Origin of the sequence: Comamonas kerstersii (genome assembly GCF_008801935.1) — a bacterium.
Lineage (GTDB): Bacteria > Pseudomonadota > Gammaproteobacteria > Burkholderiales > Burkholderiaceae_C > Comamonas > Comamonas kerstersii.
This window is the reverse complement of record NZ_VZOT01000007.1, coordinates 51,769-71,261: the sequence shown is the minus strand read 5'-3', so window position 1 is coordinate 71,261 and position 19,493 is coordinate 51,769. Positions and strand designations below refer to the sequence as shown.

Below are 19,493 nucleotides of genomic sequence, written 5' to 3'. Positions count from 1 at the left end.
CCATTTACCCAAAGGAATACAGCATGACCAAGCTCGCCCTGTTTGTTCGCCTCGAAGCTAAACCCGGCCAGGAGGCTGCGCTTGCCGACTTCCTGGCCAGCGCACTGCCGCTCGCCAACGCCGAGTCCGGCACCACTGCCTGGTTCGCATTGAAGTTTGGCCCTTCGACGTTTGGTGTGTTCGATGCCTTTGCCGATGAGGCAGGTCGCCAGGCACATCTGAACGGCCAGATCGCCGCGGCCTTGATGGCCAACGCAGCGACCTTGCTCAGTTCTCCGCCCAATATCGAGAAGGTCGAACTGCTTGCAGCCAAACTGCCTGCATGACAACTCGACCTTGACCCAATCAGGTCATGCTGCAGGATGGGGTCACACGGCCCTACGCAGCGTCTCCTCCAATTGCACTTACCCAGGGAGCTACCTTCCACAGCGATTGGGGGGGCGATATTGCAGCCAGAACTTCCAAGCTGCGTCAGCAAGCAGGGGCAACATTAGGGCGAGCTGAGATGTTCCAATTCGTCGGGTAGTTATCGAGAAGTACCGACTGTTTGCAACGTGTCAGTCCCGAGAGCCGTCTGGACGAGCCAGATTTCTGGCCCATTGGAAGTCCGCAGTCCGCAAGCGCGGATCGATCGAGCGATTTGTTGAAAATCAACGTCCTAGCATCAGGCCGTGCGGGCTGGTGAGGGTTTCTGCGGGTTCGTGCGGAAAGATTCGAACTCCTGCGGGGTCTGGGTGGGGTGGAACCCTGCGCCAAACCTATGTAACTCAGCGCCTTAGAACCGCTGCGAGCTCCTGCGGAAAGGTGCGGAATCCAGCCCTTGTTGCTGGCAATCCTACCAGTTCCCACCTGCGGTTGGCATCAGCGATGTGCCTGAAACCAGCCGCCAGTTCGATTCCGTTTGCGGAATTGAACCCGCGTCCGCATCCACTCACCCGACTTTCGATCAGGCGGTGACGAACCGCTCCCGAAACGCTCGCCGGCCTTGGTCGTAAGGCACAGGGTTGGTGGCGTGCGGGACCGGCGCACTTCTGTCGCCGATGAGGTAATTGATCCGGTAGGTGCAGTTGCCGGATGGGTGCAGCATGCCGCCAATCACCCGGCCGGGTTTCAGGACCCGTTCCTGGATCAGACGCTCCAACACCTTCTGGACCTGGGGCCCGAGTCCGACGAACACGGCATCCTTCAGCTCCTCGACCTCCGCAGCGAAGTTCTCCAGTAGGTACTTCCTCAGCAAGGGGTGCTTGGTCATGTCTGGTGAGCCACGGTAATCGTCGTCCTTGACGAACACCGGATAGCGCAGGAGGGAGGTGGTCTGCACCAAGTGGCGCGACGTGGAGAACAGGTCGGCCGAATTGCCCAGGCCGAGCCACTTGTGAAAGCCCCAATGGTTGAGCTGGTTGATGAGGTTGCTCCGCAACGGCTCGCCACTGAACGCGCCGCCGCTCTTGGCGGCCTGGATCGCTTCCGTGCTGGACTTGCCGGCCTGAAGCGCGCGCCGCGCCTCGTTGTTGGCATTGACCATCTGGGTCGGGCCCGGTGTGATCCCGACCAGAACGATCCGCGCACTGGGGTTGATGTACTCGAATGGCGCGTAATAGATCTTCACGTCGCCGCTTGCATCCATCAATAGGCGCGGATCGCGCACCACCGGAGGCGTCGGCCCACAAAGAATCGGCGCGTACTTTTCGATCAAGTCTGTTTTCATTGTTTGATGTGTCCTGGTCTACGACTGGTCCGCCAGCCTGCTGGAATCAGTCCGAAGCCCACAGCCGATCGTCGTCCTGGGTCGCGGCCCAGAAGTCATCGAACAGCGCCAGCTTGGCTTCGTCCTTGGTTGCGTAGGTCTTGGCACTGAACCGGCTACCGATCCGGTAGCCCCACCGTTTGAACTTGTTCATGTGAACGCCGAGGTTGTGGCCATCAATGTTCAAGAAGCTGTTCCCCTTGGCGGACACCCGCCACTTGCGCTGCAGCCAGCGGGTCCGGCGGGCTGCCCGGTTCCGCAACTTAGCTTCGCGCCGCCTCGGCCCCTCGTAGTCGCCACTCATCTTTTCAGCGCAGACGCACCCGACGTCGAAGTTCTCGTCCAGATCCGGGTGCTCCATGACGTGGACGTAGCGGATCTTCTCGTTGCCACACATCTGGCATGTCGCGTAATCGGTGTCGTCCGCCGACTCGCCGTCAGCCCGCAGGTCGACCACATCCACGCATTGCCACCCTTTGTGGGGCACACCCGGCTGGTCCCATCGATTTCCGCTCATCAAGGCCCTCCCTGATCCTGAGTCATCGAATACTTGCCTGTATGGCTGTCCACGCCGCATCCCAGCGCACCCGCTCCTGTTCGAGGCGGACTTGTTGCCCACAGGTATTGCTCTTCAGCAACTGATAGAGCTTTTGTTCTGTGCTGGTGAGTAATGGGAGTTCGATGGAAAGATGCTGGTCCTTCTCTTCCACCCATAAATCTCGATGATTCATCAGCGTTGACTCATCCATAAGCACAGTCTTCAGGCTAGGGATGTATGTTCTGGCTCGATTAAGAATGGCAAAGCCATGCGTATCAATGTCACCCCAATAGATACATTGCGCCTGTTGTAGCCATGGAAGCTGCCCCAAAACGTCAACCGCGTAACCCAGTCGCATGATCACAACAGCCCCTGCCAGCTCATCAAAGGAAAGTCCGGTTTGAAGGTTCTCAACAATGAAGACATTCGTTGGCTGTATGCCAATGCTTGCCACATCCTCACAAGGTGCAGAGATATCGCCAAGGCCGCCCAAACGGGCTCTCAGCTCTGGGTCCAGAACGCGCATGCGCATTAACGGCGGCTGCGGCCTCAAACCGCAGCGCCTAAAGAAGTCGCGATCCCCTGTTGGGTCATTCTGAATCGTTGCAACCAGATCAGAGATAAGCCCCTTGCGCGATTCCAACCATTTGCTGTCGGCACCGGCAACCGGAATTTGTCGTGGGTAGAGATTGGATTTCGGATTGAGATTGATCCAATCCAGCATCTCTGCCAGCCGGCGAAAATCGGTATCGCTGTAGTCAGCGAGGATGTCAAAGTACCTCGGCAACTGCTGCGCCAGAACCGGCCAGCGAGCAGTGAGCGTTTGGTAACGAGACTGGGCTCGCTCCCACCGTCTGGATTCACCAATCCACCTGGCAACATCTTCAGGACCGCGTAACGCTAGTTTTTCTGGCAGTCGCTGGACGCCAAGCGCTTTCCACCGGCGCTCACACCAGGAAAGGGTGCCGATTCCTTGCCAGTGTTGCCATGCGCTTACCCAAGCGCGGACGCCGTCGACTTGCCGCAGAGCAGCCTGTTCCGTCGGTATGCCGAGCGGAACTTCCAGTGGCCATTGGCTCTCGCCAGCATCACCGATCAACCACTCGCGGTGTTTGCTCTGAAAGCGACGGACAAGAAACTGTCTGACATCTTCAGGAAGCTTCAACGCTAGCCTCCTCTCGAGCGTGCTCCGGCAGTTTCAACCGCTGACGATCACCGTCGTACTCGATCAGCAGGACGCCAGACACTCGCCGGTCGCTGATATCTACGAAGCAGGCGCCGCCGATGAATGGTTCGAGGGTCATGACAGACTTCAGCGGCGTAGCGACGACCATTTGAAAACCGAAATTGGTAAAGATGTTCATCGCCAAAGCGGTGAACTCGTTGTCAGCCTTGTCGAATGCCTCATCAAGCACGACGGGTGCATACATCGGGACGCCGTGGTCGTTCCCTCCCAGTTGATACCGCAGGGCTGCGGCCAAACACGTGGTGGCCAGCTTCTGGCGTTGGCCTCCAGACTTACCAGCGCCGCTGCGATAAATCTCCACCTCAACGCCGCCTTCATCGATCTCCCGTCCGATGAACTCAACATGCTGTCGAACGTCGAGCACAGTCTCACGCCAACGTTTTTGCTCGGGGTCCTGACTGGCGAGTCGATCAACAAGTCGGCGCAGGGCCAGGAACCGTGCCTCGGCAAACTCGCGGTCCTCCGTCCACGCATGGCTAAGTGCCTGCTGGATCTCCTGCTTGAACTCCTTGACGTCAGCAAGTTGCCGGTCACTGGCGTCGATGTGGAGATAGGTGCGTTGATTGGCGCTTTGGTTGAACGGCACCTGGCCAAGACTGTCGTTGACCAGATCCATCCGTTCTAGGATGGCCTTACGCGCATCGTTCAGGTAGGTGGAGAGTGCTGCCAGATTCTGGTGGCTTTGGTTCTGCAGCAGTTCAAAGAATCGCTGCTCATAGGCGGGCAGGCCATCCGTTTCCAGTCGAACCAACTTGGCGAAAAAGTCCGGTGCGCTGGCGAGGCTCGTGTCCATGTCGCCAGCATCCATTGGCCACTGCCGTTTGAAATCGGCAAAGCGTGTTTCTATTTCCTTCTCGCAATCGCCGATCTCATCTTTGATCTCACCGATTTCTGTGTTGAGCCCCCTCTCAACAGCGGTTGCTACCTTGTCGAGGCTTTCGAGCCTGACCGCGTCTGACTGCTTGGTGAAGCGTTCGTCGAGCCCCTTCATCTGATGGGGAGTCAATGGAACTCTGGAAGCATCTTGAAGGAGGGATTCCAGCTTCTGCGTGCTGTCGTTGATCTGCTTGAGAACTGAGTCGTGCGCGACCTTGGCTTCTCGGAGGTCCTTGTCTGCTTGATCAACAAAGTTCTTTTGCTTGTCGATCCGCTCACTGATTTGCTGTAAGGCTGTATTGCCTTCCTGCGCTTCGCGAATGTGCCGTTCGATGGTGGAAATGCGGTCTAGCAACGGGATTACATCAATTTCCTGCCACTGGAGATTCACCAAGGTCTGGCACTGCATCGCTCGGGTCGCACGATTCTTGTCTTGGTCGGCGAGGGTTTCGATTTCTCCTCCGAGGCGCGTAATCGTGGCAGCCAGCTCCTGGGCCTGGGCTTGAAAGAGCGCAAGCTTCTCGCGGTTATCGAACCCGAGCGCCCAGTTTCGTCGGTCACCGACACTTCTCCGGTCGTCTTTCTCATGCCGGGTTTTGCTGTGCTTGACCTGGCCCTCACGGGTGATGGCTCGATCAGCGCTCCTGAACGACTGAATGGAGTCGACGCACGCGTAATCGAAGCGTTGCCGTAGCTCGGCCTGCAGCCAGTCGGCACACGTACCCTCTTTGACGTTCAACTTGAGGACGAGCGAGTTAGCGCCGATGGGCTTCGCCTGCCAGGTCTCCGGGCGACCAGTTCGGTAGTACACCAGACGTTGCCCAAGATGGGTGTTGTTGATGTGATTGGCCAGCGCCGAATACTGCCGTTCGTCCACCAAGAGTGAGAGCGCGAATCCGTGCAGTACGCGCTCGATGGCACCTTGCCACTCGGCCTCGTCAGGCTTCACCTCAATGAGTTCGCCGACGAAGGGCAGAGCCGATTCTGCTACCCCAATAGCTGCGGCGATGTCTCGGCGCATTTCGAGCATATCGGCAGGAATGTTCGATGGCTGGCGCTGGAGTGCCTGCACCTCCTTCACCGCTTGCGAAAATGCCGTCGCAGCGTCTCTCTTTTGACCTGCCAAGCGGAACTGTTCTTCGCGGTTCTCGTTGCTGCGCTGCTCCCAGTTTTCGACTTCCTGCCGAGCGTTGCCCAACAGTTCAGCGAAGGCCTGAGGCGAATCCGGGAGACTCCAGCCAAGCTTCTTGCACGCATCTTCAGCCTGGCCGCGTTTGCGCAGGCGATCCGTGCGCTGGCCCTCCAGCCCAGATTTCTCTGCTTCCCATTGCTCGATCTGATCACCGCCTGCTTCACGGTGCTGTCGCTCCAGATCGCGCAAGGTTGTGGTGTGGTTATCCAGGATGCTGTGACGTCGACTTACTTCACCTTCCGAGCCGCTGGCTTGCACCTCCAGGGACTCGACATGCTGCTTGAGGAGTTCAATGCGGCGGGTTTCCCGGTAGCCATCAACGCCCAGCCGAAGCTCATCCAGCCCATTGCGTTGCAGCGTCAACGAATCTCTGCGCTGATATTGCTCCCGCGCTGGCGCGAGCGTTTGAACCTGCTCGCGAGCTGTCACTACCGCCTGGTGGGCAGCATTGAGTTCACCAAATTCGCTGACCAAGCGATCCGCCACCTCGAAGGTCTCGGGCTTGTCGAGCATGAAGTCGCGCAGGAAGGTATTGAGGTCGCCGAGATTCTTGGCCGACTGGGTTTTGTGCAGCAAACGCAACGCCATTTCGCTCTCGATACCGAGCAGGCGGCAGAATCGTTCGCAATAGGGACGAAACTCGTCGCGAGCGAACGCCTCGGGGAAAGACTGCTTGAGCTTTCGGATGTCGAAGTTGGATTGGCCGAAGTCCTCCAGCTCGCGCAGGTCAAAGGCCCGCTCCAGGACAAGGTAGTGGCGTTTGACGTCGGTGCTTCCATTCGCATTGCCGCGAAGCCAGAACACCTGAACCAGCACCACAGACTGGCCCAGTGCGTTCTGGTAGGTCAGTGCCAGGGCAGACCACGTTGTCCCCGAGCGCAAGTAGCGGGTGGCGATCTCACCCGACTCTCCATCCTTCTGTTCGGCCCACGCGCCGCGTATGTAGGTGACGAGGTTTCGGTCACGGCCACTGCGGTCAGCCTCGCGCGCGGCAGCGTTGAAGTCAATCCAGCGAGGTGGCACCAGCAACGCCGAAAAAGCGTCGAGAAGCGTCGATTTTCCCGCCCCTGATCGACCGACAAACAGAAAGCCTCGTTCGCTGATCGGTACGTCATGCAGGCCAGAAAAAGTGCCCCAGTTGTAAACCTGCAGGCGAGTCATCCGGAATTGCTCCCGGGCGAACAAGGACGCGGTTTGGGGTTCCGAGATCATTGGTCGGCCTCCTCATCGGACTCAGTCTGAGCCAGTTGCGCTGGCGTCTCACCGGCGGCCATGCGTTGATACAAGTGGGTCAGGGCTTGTATTTCTTCTGCAGAGAAGAGGAGCTTCAGCGTTGGCGAAATCTCGAAACGATCTTCACTCGAGCGAATTTTCTGGAGGATGCTGTGCTTCTTGATCTTCTCGATGGATGCATGAACACGTTTCACGAATCCTGCGCGGTCGGTGTTGGAGGCACGCTCATAGAGGGTAAGAAACTCCATGATCTCGTCAGTCGATGCCACGGCACGGTCGCCCTGCGAGTCCGCTTGGGTCAATCGCTGGCGAAGGTGGAGCAGCAGAATGGAGTCAATGAAGGTCAGCTGCGCGCGACGCAGCAGGAGTGGCACTTCAAGGTCGCCGGTATCTGCCTGACGGGTGAAGGCAACTTGTACGTCCCGGTCGATGACCAGTTCGAGAAACAGTTCGGCAAGACGCCGACGTATCACCGCTTCGTCTCGCACCAATATCGGCCAGAGTTTTGGATGTCGACGTCCGTCGAGCGATGGCCCTGCCAGCAGCTGCACCAGGGCGCGCCGGGTATCCAGCGCCAACTCGCCGCTGTCACCCATGAAAAGGGTGTTGGCAGGTGCCTGCGCAGCATCTGGCGCTTGTGCTTCGGCTGGCATTGCCGCTTCGTCGTTCTCAGACCAGTTCATTGGCCCGCTCCCTCAAAAAGAAGATCTTTGGAATTCGGGCGCTACGAAGCTCGTCGTCGCCTCCAACCCAGCCTACGGTTTCGCTATGGTCGGCTTTGAAACCATGCCGACTGCCCAATGCAAGCAGGCCGACGACGCTGCCCAAACCCTGTGCGGCGGGGAACTGCTCCAGCACGTCGGCAATCGATGCCTGGGACCGTTGCTCCAGGACCGCCAGCACGTTAGCCTTCAATGTTCGGAAGTCGATCTCGGACTGGGCGACCAGTTCACTGACAGACTCCAGGTCGATTGGCGGGGCGTCCCCTTCCGCCATCTGGCCGGGCAAAGCTTGTAGGGAGGGGTCGTACAGCACCCATTGAGACAAGGAGCGCAAACGGCTGCTCGTGAGCTCAAGCGTGTACTGGAGGGTTTCTGTGGCCCTGACTTCGTCCTTCAGGGCGAGTGCTGCTCGCTGAGCATCTTTCAGCAGGTGATTGAGTCGGCGTTGCTCGAGGTATTCACGGCTCTGGACGAAGTGCTTCAGGCTGCGCGCGAAGGTCTGGAGCACCTCGTGAACCATGCCGCCCTGCTCGAGAAGGGTCCGTGTCAGCCGCAGAAGGAATCGTCGCTCCTTGGCTTCGAGTTGCCCCACGAACTCCCGCGACATGACGCTATCAAGCGCCTGATCAAGCGTGGCGGCTTGCTCTGGGTCCGTAAGCAATCGCCAGAAAGCGGAGAAAGTCCTTCCCGCGTCGCTTTCTGAAATCAGGTCGATTCCGGCGAACAGCGAATCCAGCACGTCCCCGCGATTGCCATCGTTGTCCATGATGCGTTCACGGAGATCTCGATTGAGCTGGTCGAACTGATCGCGGACGCGGCGGAAATCGCCTGCAAGATCGTCGGCCAGCGTGATGATCTCCCGCGTGCGCTCAAGTGCGGTTGTATGGGGCAATACGCGCATCTGCCCCTTCTGGATGGCGTCTATTTCCTTGTCGATGCGGGCTTGCTCGGCCATGAGCCGGTCGATGCGGCGGAATTTATCGGTGTCGGTGTCCTCTGCAAGCCTGGCCAGTGCCTCGATAACGAGCGTCAGGCGGCTTTCGGTTGCGGCTGAGTGCGGCTGCGCCAGGCCAGAGACAAATCGAATGGCTTCGACGGCGGCCGTGGAGAGTTCATATTCCTCCTCTGAAGCCCCAGCCGGGAATCGTCGCTCCAGATACCCATCGGCGAGCCAGCTGGCGACATACGCTTGTGCCGTTTGGGGGAAGTCTTCACCTTGGGCGCGCAGCTCTTCCAGATCCCTTGTGATTCGTTCGTGAAAAATGGAGGCAGGAAGGCTTCGCTCACTCTCGTAGAGATGGGCTTGAAGCAGGCCAATGACGGTAGGCCCAGTGTTCGAGGCAAGCAGGCGCCACAGCGGCTGCGCCCGCATGCGCCGGTAGGTCGCGATGGCTTTGTCTGCTTTCACTCCCACGCTCCAAAGTGCGGGCCCCGCCTGCTTCGTGGTTATCACAAAGCGACGTATACACGCATCAAAATCAATTCATAGACAGATTCTAGGGCAGACCATATACTTTCCGCAATAACCAGCAAAAGCATTCGCTAACCCGAACGAGCCAGCCAGGATGTCGAACGAACAGCTTGCAGATCTGACCCAGCCACAACGCGACCGGCTCGCGTTCGTGGAGTTGCGCGTGCGCTTCATCGGGGAGATACGCCGTCAGGACTTGGTCATGCGGTTTTGCATCCAGTCCGCCGCCGCATCCAGGGATCTGGCGCTGTACAAGGAGTTGGCCCCGGGCAACATCGACTACGACCCCAAGGGCAAGTCCTACATCCTGGGGCCGGACTTCCGGCCCGTGTTCGACTTCCCCCCGGAGCGGGTGCTGTCGTGGCTGACCCAGGGCTTTGGCGACGGCGAGCCGATGCGGCTAAAGGCGTGGGTGGCCAGCGAGAGCCCGTCACGGCTCACGCATCCAGATCTGGATGTGCTGGCGAGCGTGACACGTGCGATTCACCAGGAGTGTCCGCTCGGTATTGAGTACCACTCCATTTCCAGTGGCCGTACCGAGCGGGAGATCGTCCCGTTCGCGCTGATCGACAACGGCCTTCGTTGGCACGTCCGCGCCTTCGACCGGAAGTCTCAGGAGTTCCGGGATTTCGTCATCACCAGGATAAAGCGCCCGATGGTGCTCAAGGGGCAGTCAGTAGAGCCCCACGAGATGAGCGATCAGGACATTCAGTGGACACGAATCGTCGAGCTGGAATTGGCGCCGCACCCAGACCAGCCCCAGCCGGAGATCACCGAAATGGATTACGGCATGCGCGACGGCGTGCTGCGGATGAAGCTGCGCGCTGCCACGGCTGGATACATCCTGCGCAAATGGAGTGTCGACTGCTCTCCTGACCACAGCCTGCGCGGGCATGAGTACCGGCTTTGGCTGAAAGACCATCTTGCGCTCTACGGAGCGAAGAATGCGGTGTTGGCGCCAGGCTATGTAATTCCTGGTCGGGAGCCAGATGGAGGTCAGGATTGATCTCCGCCTACCACGCCAAGTACTACGCCCACGAGCTGACACGGCGACACGCCGCCGATGGCGTAGATCGCCTCTCCCAATCGCTGTTCGATGCCAGCGTCGATTTGAACCCGCATCAAATCGAGGCGGCGCTGTTCGCACTTCGGAACCCGTTGCAGGAAGGCGTACTGCTGGCTGACGAGGTGGGTCTTGGCAAAACCATCGAAGCCGCATTGGTAGTTTGCCAGTACTGGGCCGAGCGCCGTCGTCGGCTGCTGGTCATATGCCCGGCCAGTCTGCGCAAGCAATGGGCGCAGGAGCTGCATGACAAGTTCGCCGTGCCCACCACCGTGGTGGATGCCGTTTCTCTGCGCAAGCAGTCCGCTGGCGACATGTTCGCCACCCTGCAACGGCAAGTTGGCAAGGCAGTCATCATCATGTCCTACCAGTTTGCTGCCAAGCTGGAAGCCGAGCTGCGGGCCGTGCCTTGGGATGTGGTGGTCATCGACGAAGCGCACAAGCTGCGCAATGCGCACCGCGCCAGTAACCGCACTGGGCAGGCGCTCAAGCGCGCACTGCAAGGCCGCAGGAAGCTGCTGCTCACCGCCACGCCGTTGCAAAACTCGCTGATGGAGCTGTACGGCCTGTCCACGCTGATTGACGAGCACCTGTTCGGCGACGAAACTGCTTTTCGCAAGCAGTTCATGAACAGTGGAGCAGGCCTTGACGAACTGCGCGAGCGTCTCGGCAGTTTCGCCAAGCGCACACTGCGCCGCGACGTGCTGGAGTACATCAAGTACACCGAGCGCAAGGCGCTCACCCAGCAGTTCAATACCACCACCTCGATGGGTCGGCTGATGCTCAACGTACTGCTGTCCTTCGCCCAGTTTGAGCGGGAGGTCACCGGCGAGCGCATCCGCGACAAGATCGCCGCCGCCAAGCGCAAGGGGATGTGGATGGGCGGCGTCCCGCCTCTGGGTTACGACGTCGATAACCGCCTCCTGGTCATCAACGAGGCCGAGGCGGCGGTGGTGCGTCGCATCTTCGAGGAGATGCTGACCATTGGTTCTCCAACCCAGATCGCCGTCAATCTGACTGCCGACGGCATCACGACCAAGGCCTAGACGACGCAGGAGGGCCAGACCCGCAGCGGCACGCGCATCGATAAGAAGTACCTGCACAAGTTGTTGCGCAACCGCATCTACCTGGGTAAGTTGTCGCACAAGGGGAACTGGTACCCCGGCGCTCACCCGCCGATCATCGACCAGGAGCTTTGGGACAAGGTCCACACGGTGCTGGCCAGGGATGGGCACGCCCGGTCGGTGGAAACCAAGATCCGGTCGCGCACCGACGCTTTGCTGCGCGGCCTGCTGTACGCCCCCTCGGGCGAACGGATGTACCCGACCTACTCGCGCAAGAACGGGCGCAAGTACCACTACTACGTGTCCAAGTCGGAAAGCCGGTTCGGGGCACCAGGCAAGAGCTACGAGCGCCTGCCTGCGCCGGAGATCGAGGCAGCGGTGGTGGCCCAGATCCGCACGGTGCTGACCAGCCCGGAATCCATCGCATCAGTCGTGCGCCACATCCAGCGCAACGGCGGACAGGTTGACGAGGCCACCACGGTGATGGCGATGGGACGGCTCAACGACGTGTGGGATCAGCTGTTCCCGGTCGAGCGTCACCGCATCGCCACCCTGATGATCGAGCGCATCGACCTCGTCCACGTCGGCGAGGTGCAGGGCATCAAGGTGAAGTGGCGTGAACTGGGCTGGGACGCCCTGGTCGGTGAGTTTGCCCCAAGGGGCATCGGCGCGGAACTGGTGGAGGTCGAAGCCTGATGGACGACACACTGAAAACCTTCGTGCCCCTGACGTTTCGCCGCCGGGGCGCGCGGCGCGTGGCCGCCGACGAGCGCCACGTCCACGATGTGACGCTGCTGGAGGGGGTGGCACGCGGTTTCTACTGGCAGCGCCTCGTGGACACCTGCGTGATGAAGAGCGGATCGGACATCGCCAGGGCAGAAGGGTTGCACCCATCGGTGCCCAACGAGCTGATGCGCCTGACCCTGCTCGCGCCTGACATCCTCGAACTGCTGATGGCCGGGCGGCAGCCTCGCCGGATGAACCTGATCTGGTTCCAGCGCAACCCGCTGCCGGTGGATTGGGAGGTGCAACGCCAGATCGTGAAGCGCTTTGAGGAGGACGCATGAGCAAGAAGCACCGGGGCCGGTTCAAGGGTGATCCGGTCACCTATCAACTGCCGAACCCGGCAGGCGGCGTGCAACTGGAAACCTTCGTGCCCTGGACGCTGGTGAAGCGGGGGCTGAAGAAGCAGGTCATCACGCCCTTGGACGCGCCGCAGGAATTTCTGTCCGAGGCCACCCGGGAGCGGGAAGCCCGGTCGACCGCGCAGGACACCGCGTTGATGCGGGCGCTGGGGTTGGCGCACTACTGGCGGCGGTTGCTGGAGGATGGGAGGGTGGCGTCTGTGGCCGAGATAGCCCAGATCGAAGGTATGGACGTGACGCAGGTGCGTCGGGTCATGCGGTTGACGTTATTGGCGCCCTGTACAATTGAGCGCCTTTTCTCCTCTGCTGAGGTTTCATTAGACGCAGTCCTGCGTCGCCCAGTGGCTACCCTCTGGGATTACTCCGTCCACCCTCTCAAATATAACGATTAAATGAGCGGGCATCTATCGTGACAGACGGGGCAAGCGCAGGACGCATTGTACGTTCAGCAGTGTTTCGGCCCCGCATGTGGGGCCCTTTTGGTTAGGCTCTGGGGGTTCGCAAAAGGCGTGACGCCGGCAATCACCGTCACTCAATGCAAAGCGTCACATAGAAGATTGCGGACGACAGTCAGATCGCCCTTGGCATACTCGAACATTTTCTTCATGGATTCGGCGAAACTCACCGCGTCTCCTCGATGCTCGTTAATTGTAAAGTAGCCGTAAAAATCCCCTTTCTTACTTACCAAAACGGGGACGTTCTTGCTCGTGGTGTACTCGTTCCAAGGGCTTGTGTCTCGGTACTCGCTCCCGTAGTCTCTGTACGCATTCCAGATGGAATCGCGATACTCACTGCCGTACTGTCCGTACTCGTTGCAAATGGAGTTTGAGTCGTAAGAGGAGCAATCCACGCAGCCCAAGAAAACGTCGTGCCCCTTCCCGCCGAACAGCAACAAATCCGCGTACGTTGAAGACGACATAACCAAAAGCGCGCTTACCAGTAGACGTTTCATCATCTTTTTCATCCTCAATAAATTCTTTGCTCCAATGGCAAAACTTTTTCCCGATCTTGAAAACATAGACAGGCTCACAGTCCCTCCCACCGATGGTGAACGACATCTACTCATGCTTCTGAGTAGCACACTTGATGAAACGTGCGAGGTTTACTTCAACCCTTACCTTGATGGTGACCGACCCGACGTGATCGTGATCAAACCAGGCTGCGGTGCCCTGGTCATTGAGGTCAAAGATTGGAACCTGGCTCACTACGAAGTCGATATCAACAATCGATGGCGCTACGAAACCAGTGTGATTCGTTCACCTCAGCAACAGGCTTTCCGCTACAAAAAAAATCTCTTCAACCTACACCTTCCTGTTCTCGGGCTACAACATCTCACGAATCCTAATTTCTACAACCTCATCGCGGTCGGCGTCTACTTTCACTGCGCGAGTCGTGAGCAGTTAAACGCTTTTTACAGGAATGCGCTTGACGAGGTGCGTGAGCGTACTCTGTCACTTAACAAAGATCGGCAGAGCATCGGCCAGATTAAGTATGACAAACAGATGGATTGGTGTAATCGCGCGCGTTTCAAGCTGGAGCGGGATCTAGGAATGTCGTGGGGATACGACAATGTTGCTAAGAAGATCGGTCTGTTTGACAAGCGGGGGAAGCACCCACTGTTCACTCCGGAAATCTACGAGGATTTCACGCGTAGATTGCGCCCCCCAGTACACACTCAGCAACAAGGGATCATGGTCGCCTTCGATGCGAAACAGCAGGCCTTAACCGTGAGCAAGCCTGGGTTCGCGAAAGTCAAGGGAGTTGCGGGTTGTGGAAAGACAACGATCCTCGCGCAGCGTGCGATCAATGCTCATGCGCGTCACCGCAGTCAGGTATTGATCCTGACCTTCAACATTACCCTGCGGCACTACATCCGCGACACGATCAGCCGACTACAGGGTGGCAGCGGGGATTTTTACGAAGTCATCCACTATCACGCTTTCATCAGCTCCCAGCTGAACAATTACGGCATTAACCTGAAATCTAAGATAGACGAACTCCCTCCAGCCCAGCGCACCAACCTCGACACAATTTTCGGTATGAAGAGTCTGTTCAAAGGCGTAGAGACAGAGAAGTATCAGACGATCCTTATCGACGAAGTCCAAGACTACGATCCCGAATGGATCAAACTCGTTCGTGACTGTTTCTTGGCCAAGAACGGGGAAATGATTTTGTTTGGGGATCAGTCGCAGAACATCTACGACCGGCCAAGTGATAGCCGCGAATCTCCCATCGCTTTGGGCTTCGGAAGTTGGGTCCGACTAACAAAGTCGTACCGATCTGCAGCAGATGCTGCTCTGCTAGACTTGTTTAGAAATTTCCAAATGCAGCACCTGATCCGAAAATATGCTGATTCCGAGATCTTTGATGTCAAAGCAACCCAGGCCAGCATGCGCTATGACCTACTGAACTATGAGACATACGGGAAAGCTTATGACCCAGCCTTCATCTTCGAAAAAATCCAGAATTACATCCGCGAATACCAACTGCACCCCAATGACATCGCGTTGGTCAGTTCAAAAGTGGAATGGCTGATACCCCTGAACGAGGCATTTAAAAAATTTGAGAAAACAAAGGTCATGTTTGAGGAAGATGCAGAGAGAACAGCACTTACTGCCAGGATGGACCCGGAATCGGAGCAATTTAAGGAAGAAATTGACACGATCAGGCGTCGCAAGAAGTGCTTTTTCATGCAGAGCTCGGGTTTGATCAAGCTCTCGACCATTCACAGCTTCAAGGGACTAGAAGCGCAAACCGTGTTCTGCATCCTCGCGCCAGAGGATGAAGCTGAAATGGTGTATACGGGGATCACCCGCGCGCAAAAAAACTTAGTGGTATTCGACTCCTCCGAAAGCAGTTTTCGCCCCTTCTTCCAGACGCACATGACTGTGGTCTAAAGAATGCAGGCGTATTTCGCTGGTTCGGTCGCGCACTCCCGAACAGGCTAAGAAACAAACCAACGACCCGCAAACCCGCGTCAATCCACGAATTTGGGTCTTGAATGCTCAAGAGGGCAACAGAGAACAGAGAAAGGAAAAGGGCGAAAAGTCCACCGGTAACTGCGACTTCCGGAGGTGCGTGCTCAAGAGGCAAGGACCGGAAACCGCGCCAACACAGGGGGAACGGGCAAAAAAATCCCAACCGGATAAGGGTTGGGATTTTGGTAAATGGTGGCAATTCCGAATATGAATCACCGTCCGTAGCTTGTCGGAAACCGTCCGCAAGCCCGGAGATCAGGCCGTTGCTCGAGCCCGGCGACCAGCGCCAGCCGGCTTGTGATCTCGGCCTGCATCCACGCCGAGATGCTCGATCACCACTGGCGGGCGGTTGGGAAACTGCGCCACGAGCTCCAGCTTGCCACCCATGCTTTCCACGTAGTGACGCAGGGTAGACAGCAGCATGTCGCTACGCTTTTCCAGCCGCGAGATGGTGTCCTGACCCACGCCCAGCGTGGCGGCCAGTTGCTCCTGCGTTTGCTGAGCTGCCAGGCGCAGATCCTTGAGGGTGGCCAGTTCCATGGCGCGCGCTTCCACCCGCTGCTGGCGCTCTTTGGGCAGCGCAGCCATGACCTCATCGAGTTTTCTTGCCATGATGGTTCTCCTTGCTCTGCTGGGCCAAACTGCCCACGTGTTCGTCGTAGCGCTCATCGGCGACTTGGATCAAGCGTTTGTAAAACCGGCGCTGATCCGCGCCGCCCTTGTCGCCCCCAACCAGCAGGATGGCCTGTCGTTGGGGATCAAACGCGAATGCCACCCGCCAGACCTGACCGTTCCACGAGAAGCGCAACTCCTTCATATTGGTGTGGCGCGACCCTTTGAGCGTATCGACCGTGGGGCGTCCCAGGTTCGGACCGAATTCGGCCAACAACCGGGCGTGCGCCAGCAGTTCGTCCTGCAGATCCTCTTTCAGGTCGCTGAACTCCGTGTCAAAGGCGTCATGAAAGAGAACGGTCCAAGTCATGCGGGGAATTATGGCTTGAATGCCATATGGAGTCAAATCCATGTCTTGACCCATTGCTGGCTGCTACTCCCATGATCTGGAATGATGCTGTTCATGGAGGATGAACTCGCCGCCCTTGCCCGACCCACCGCGCCGTGCCCGCTGCGTTGCGCGGTGTATGCGCGCGTGTCGGTGGAGGACGGGCAGGATAAGCAGATGCCGTCCATCGAGGTGCAAACCCAAGCCTGCCGGGCCTTCATTGAAGCGCACCGTCACAAAAACTGGCTGGCCCTCGATGGGGTATATGCCGATAACGGTTACTCCGGGGGGAACCTGCAACGCCCAGCACTGCGCCGCCTGCTCGATGACATGCAGTCCGACCAGATCGATGTGGTCGTGGTACATCGTTTTGACCGCCTGAGCCGTAGCATTTTCGACCTCGAGACTTTACTGCCCCTGTTCACCATCCCCGGTATCCGGCTGGTCAGTGTGACTCAACCGCTGGATACCAAATCGCCCGAGGGAAGGCTGAGCCTGCACTTGCTGACCAGCTTCGCTCAGTTTGAACGGGAACTAATCGGCGAGCGCACGCGCGAGAAATTGACGGCCACCCGCGCCAGCGGACGCTGGCAGGGCTCTGCGGCACCACTCGGATACCGGATTGACCACGAGCAACGCCTCGCCGTGGTCGACGCCGAAGCGGCGATGGTGCGCGACATTTTCCAGCGCTTCCTTGACTTGGGCTCGATGAGTGCGCTGGTCGAATTTCTGCAACAGCGTGGCTACAAGACCAAAAGCTGGGTGACCCGGGATCGGAAAAAACGCGGTGGCGGGCTATTTGATCGCAACGCAGCCTACCGTCTGCTAAACAACCGGGTGCTGATCGGCGAGGTCTATTACGAGGGTGAGTGGCACCGTGGCCAGCACCGGCCAATTGTGGATCTAGCGCTCTGGAATCGAGTGCACGAAGTGATGGAACAACGGGCGCGTCGCAAAGGGACATCCAATCAAGACCGCGATCTTCTGGACTTCCCTCTGGCAGGGCGATTGTTTTGGCATGACGGACGGGCGTTCGGCTGCTTCGAATCTTCGTCGCGCAAAGGCAAACGCTATCGCTACTACACGGCACCAACTGGCGATCAGCCCGATGACTCAGAACCTCATCCAAAAAACCTGCCGTGCGCTGTGCTGCACGAGATCGTCACCGACCAGATTCGGCAGCGGCTTCGCGACCCGTCGCTGTTGTTGGACACGTTGTTGGACGGGCACCAGGGCGAGCCGGTTTTCGACAGAAACCTCGCCCTGGCCGCCATGAAGCAGTTGGATGACGTTTGGGGCATGTTCATCGACAAGACCCAAGCGCAACTGATGCTGAACCTTGTCCAGCAGGTCACTCTGTATCCCGATCAGATGCAGCTCCGGTGGAGCCAACAAGGCTGGGAAACCTTGCTGCGCGAGCACTACCGGCCAGAAAAGCCCGTGTGAGCGGCCATTGGTTTGGTGGCAGCCCTGTTAGCTTGCGGACGCGGCTTCATATTTTTTCTCGGTTCTCCAGACCAGTAGCCATTCCAAAACATAGCGTCTCAAGTCATTGATTTATAAGGGATGTTCCTCGAGAGCGCTCGCGAGGCCAGGCCCGAAAACCGCGCCAACACTGGGGGGAACGGGCGAAAAAAAACCAACCGAGAACGGTTGGTTTTTCAAATAGTGGTGGAGCTGGCGGGAATTGAACCCGCGTGCATTCAAATAAAAACAAGCACTTAACTCCATCGGTGTGAAATCGGTGTGATTTCGCCATTCTGCACCCACAAAGCAGCACAACAACACACAAGCTTGTGTGCTTCAATTCCCCTCTACTCAATTGAACCAGCGTCCGCACATTGCAAGATGGCGGGTAATTTGTAATTGTTAGTGACAACCCACAAAACAAAAAAGCCCCCTCCAGCCGAAGCCAGAGGGGTTTCTTATTTGGTCAATTTGCTGGCTTCAACCCCAGACCGCCAGCACTGTTCGGCGTAGGCTTGGAGGTAGCCGAGCTTTGCGGCATCTGTGTCGACTGCATCCCAGAGATCGAGAACACGGCTTGCAGCTTCGCCGGTGATTCCGCTGGCTGCATTGCCCAGGCTGCCGGAGCCTGAATCACCGGGCACGCCACCACCGGCTGCACTGGATTTGATCCACACCCCGCAAGTACCAGCAGCGATGCACCTGCGCACACGCTCAGTTTCAGCTTTCGCATCTGCAATCTCCTTCACCCCTTTTGCATCAGCAGCGGCAATGACTTTGCCTGCCTCGATGCCGATTTGCTTAACTGCCTCAGCCATGACCAAGGCCTCCCGGTCACGCTTGGCAAGCTCTTGGGCATGCTGGTCAGACAGCCGCCAGCCATTGCTCACCCACCCTGCCCCAAAAAGAAAAGCCGCCAGAACGACGGCCCAGATCAGTTTTGCCTTGGTCATGCCCGCCCCTCGTGCGTCATGCTGTAGTGATTGCCGTCCGGCGTGCTGAAGTCCCCGCCCCAGCGGCATTCCGGGTGCAGCGACTTCCAGTATTCGCCCAGCGGCTTGTGTGCCTCAGTGCTTGTCTGGTACACGCCACCCTTGAACAGGTTCAAGTCGATGGCCAAGCGCTGCTTATGCGCAGAGTTGGCCGAGCTGTACGACTTCTTCACGCCCACATCCCCGTGCACACGTGGATCGCGGTATGCGTCACCCAGGGTCAGCTCATAGCCCTGCGCGTATGCATACTGGATCAGCTGCGCCACCAGCTTGGTGAACAGGCGCTGCTTCTGGCCGAGTGTCATAGTGCTCATGCGTCACCACCTTTCTTTACACTGCGCAGCTCTTGGATCACTTCGACCAAGTCGCGCCCTTCCCGCTTTGCGATCGCAGTGAATGCCATGCGCACAATGGCCCAGCCCGGTAGCCCGCAGGCGAACATGATCCCGCCGATAGCCACCATGGCCAGCATGTTTGCTGTCGGGTCCGGCACCAGCAGTTCTTCGTGCACGTCGAGCCACAGCACCACCAGCGAGCCCAGCGAGAGACTCGACACCAGCGTGCTGATCAGCGCCACTGCCCATTCGCGCATGCTGCGCGGCGTTGTCATGCACATGACGACGATAGTGGCCAAGCCTGCAGCAACACCTCCGACCCCAAAGGCCCAGGCCAGCAGCTTCCAGCCGATGACGCCACCGGCCGCGCTTGAAGTTGGTTCCATGTTCATCTTTCTGAAATGAAAAAGCCCCGGCAATGCGG

General features: G+C 58.4%; 18 protein-coding genes and 2 pseudogenes. 8 read left to right on the top strand and 12 right to left on the bottom strand.

Annotated features, from left to right (window positions below; all coding sequences use genetic code 11):
- Window positions 1–23: 23 nt before the first annotated feature.
- Complete coding sequence (locus tag F7P80_RS11320) at window positions 24–326, top strand: putative quinol monooxygenase (protein WP_007182542.1); 303 nt, start codon at window positions 24–26, stop codon at window positions 324–326.
- A 620-nt stretch (window positions 327–946) separates the two neighbouring features.
- Here F7P80_RS11320 and F7P80_RS11315 read toward each other — a convergent pair.
- From F7P80_RS11315 to F7P80_RS11290, 6 genes are read right to left on the bottom strand one after another with little or no spacing between them, the layout of a single operon-like run.
- The gene (locus tag F7P80_RS11315) at window positions 947–1,696 is read right to left on the bottom strand and encodes a hypothetical protein (RefSeq protein WP_211372021.1); all 750 of its coding nucleotides are present in this window, start codon (window positions 1,694–1,696) and stop codon (window positions 947–949) included.
- Window positions 1,697–1,754: 58 nt separating this feature from the next.
- Window positions 1,755–2,264, bottom strand: a complete 510-nt coding sequence (locus tag F7P80_RS11310) for a hypothetical protein (protein WP_151044836.1) — start codon at window positions 2,262–2,264, stop codon at window positions 1,755–1,757.
- 22 nt (window positions 2,265–2,286) lie between these two features.
- Window positions 2,287–3,450, bottom strand: a complete 1,164-nt coding sequence (locus F7P80_RS11305) for a DUF3322 domain-containing protein (RefSeq protein WP_151044834.1) — start codon at window positions 3,448–3,450, stop codon at window positions 2,287–2,289.
- Window positions 3,437–6,811: an ATP-binding protein gene (locus tag F7P80_RS11300; protein ID WP_151044832.1), complete on the bottom strand. Its 3,375-nt coding sequence runs from the start codon at window positions 6,809–6,811 to the stop codon at window positions 3,437–3,439. Before F7P80_RS11300 ends, F7P80_RS11305 begins: the two co-directional genes overlap by 14 nt.
- Window positions 6,808–7,515 (bottom strand): DUF4194 domain-containing protein, encoded by a 708-nt coding sequence (locus tag F7P80_RS11295; protein WP_151044830.1) that lies wholly within the window; start codon window positions 7,513–7,515, stop codon window positions 6,808–6,810. The genes F7P80_RS11300 and F7P80_RS11295 overlap by 4 nt, the downstream gene beginning before the upstream one ends.
- Window positions 7,502–8,926, bottom strand: a complete 1,425-nt coding sequence (locus tag F7P80_RS11290; protein ID WP_211372026.1) for a DUF3375 domain-containing protein — start codon at window positions 8,924–8,926, stop codon at window positions 7,502–7,504. Before F7P80_RS11290 ends, F7P80_RS11295 begins: the two co-directional genes overlap by 14 nt.
- A 193-nt stretch (window positions 8,927–9,119) precedes the next feature.
- Between F7P80_RS11290 and F7P80_RS11285 the strand changes: the two genes are divergently transcribed.
- From F7P80_RS11285 to F7P80_RS11270, 5 genes and pseudogenes are all read left to right on the top strand, one after another.
- On the top strand, window positions 9,120–10,031 hold the full coding sequence (locus tag F7P80_RS11285) for a helix-turn-helix transcriptional regulator (protein WP_151044826.1): 912 nt from the start codon (window positions 9,120–9,122) through the stop codon (window positions 10,029–10,031).
- Window positions 9,932–10,783 (top strand): annotated as a pseudogene (locus tag F7P80_RS16920) (DEAD/DEAH box helicase); the annotation flags it as partial. The gene F7P80_RS11285 and the pseudogene F7P80_RS16920, both read left to right, overlap by 100 nt.
- 42 nt (window positions 10,784–10,825) lie before the next feature.
- Window positions 10,826–11,848, top strand: a pseudogene (locus tag F7P80_RS16915) (recombinase family protein); the annotation flags it as partial.
- Window positions 11,848–12,219 carry a site-specific recombinase resolvase gene (locus F7P80_RS11275; RefSeq protein WP_151044824.1) on the top strand — a complete coding sequence of 124 codons (372 nt, stop codon included), beginning with the start codon at window positions 11,848–11,850 and terminating at the stop codon, window positions 12,217–12,219. The pseudogene F7P80_RS16915 and the gene F7P80_RS11275, both read left to right, overlap by 1 nt.
- Window positions 12,216–12,689, top strand: coding sequence for a hypothetical protein (locus tag F7P80_RS11270; protein ID WP_151044822.1), 474 nt, complete (start codon window positions 12,216–12,218; stop codon window positions 12,687–12,689). Before F7P80_RS11275 ends, F7P80_RS11270 begins: the two co-directional genes overlap by 4 nt.
- A 140-nt stretch (window positions 12,690–12,829) precedes the next feature.
- On the opposite strand, the gene F7P80_RS11265 is transcribed toward F7P80_RS11270, so the two are convergent.
- Entirely contained in the window at window positions 12,830–13,327 is a 498-nt protein-coding gene (locus F7P80_RS11265) for a hypothetical protein (RefSeq protein ID WP_211372020.1), read from the bottom strand.
- Between F7P80_RS11265 and F7P80_RS11260 the strand changes: the two genes are divergently transcribed.
- Window positions 13,284–15,194, top strand: a complete 1,911-nt coding sequence (locus F7P80_RS11260) for a nuclease-related domain-containing DEAD/DEAH box helicase (protein WP_151044818.1) — start codon at window positions 13,284–13,286, stop codon at window positions 15,192–15,194. The two genes, F7P80_RS11265 and F7P80_RS11260, sit on opposite strands and share 44 nt — an antisense overlap.
- A 336-nt stretch (window positions 15,195–15,530) precedes the next feature.
- Here F7P80_RS11260 and F7P80_RS11255 read toward each other — a convergent pair whose 3' ends face one another.
- Together F7P80_RS11255 and F7P80_RS11250 are read right to left on the bottom strand one after the other, a co-directional pair.
- Window positions 15,531–15,887 (bottom strand): helix-turn-helix domain-containing protein, encoded by a 357-nt coding sequence (locus tag F7P80_RS11255; RefSeq protein WP_127774814.1) that lies wholly within the window; start codon window positions 15,885–15,887, stop codon window positions 15,531–15,533.
- A complete protein-coding gene (locus tag F7P80_RS11250; RefSeq protein ID WP_170265370.1) occupies window positions 15,868–16,257 on the bottom strand; it encodes a type II toxin-antitoxin system RelE/ParE family toxin in 390 nt (129 codons plus the stop codon). Before F7P80_RS11250 ends, F7P80_RS11255 begins: the two co-directional genes overlap by 20 nt.
- A 93-nt stretch (window positions 16,258–16,350) precedes the next feature.
- Here F7P80_RS11250 and F7P80_RS11245 point away from each other — a divergent pair, with 93 nt between their 5' ends.
- Window positions 16,351–17,721 carry a recombinase family protein gene (locus tag F7P80_RS11245; RefSeq protein WP_170265369.1) on the top strand — a complete coding sequence of 457 codons (1,371 nt, stop codon included), beginning with the start codon at window positions 16,351–16,353 and terminating at the stop codon, window positions 17,719–17,721.
- Window positions 17,722–18,200: 479 nt separating this feature from the next.
- Here the strand turns inward: F7P80_RS11245 and F7P80_RS16770 are convergent, their stop codons facing one another.
- Genes F7P80_RS16770 through F7P80_RS11230 form a run of 3 tightly spaced genes read right to left on the bottom strand, consistent with a single transcriptional unit; the run spans window position 18,201 to window position 19,461 of the window.
- Entirely contained in the window at window positions 18,201–18,695 is a 495-nt protein-coding gene (locus tag F7P80_RS16770; RefSeq protein WP_282959035.1) for a lysis system i-spanin subunit Rz, read from the bottom strand.
- On the bottom strand, window positions 18,692–19,048 hold the full coding sequence (locus F7P80_RS11235; RefSeq protein ID WP_211372018.1) for a M15 family metallopeptidase: 357 nt from the start codon (window positions 19,046–19,048) through the stop codon (window positions 18,692–18,694). Before F7P80_RS11235 ends, F7P80_RS16770 begins: the two co-directional genes overlap by 4 nt.
- Window positions 19,045–19,461, bottom strand: a complete 417-nt coding sequence (locus tag F7P80_RS11230; RefSeq protein WP_249041447.1) for a hypothetical protein — start codon at window positions 19,459–19,461, stop codon at window positions 19,045–19,047. The genes F7P80_RS11235 and F7P80_RS11230 overlap by 4 nt, the downstream gene beginning before the upstream one ends.
- Between the last annotated feature and the right edge of the window lie 32 nt (window positions 19,462–19,493).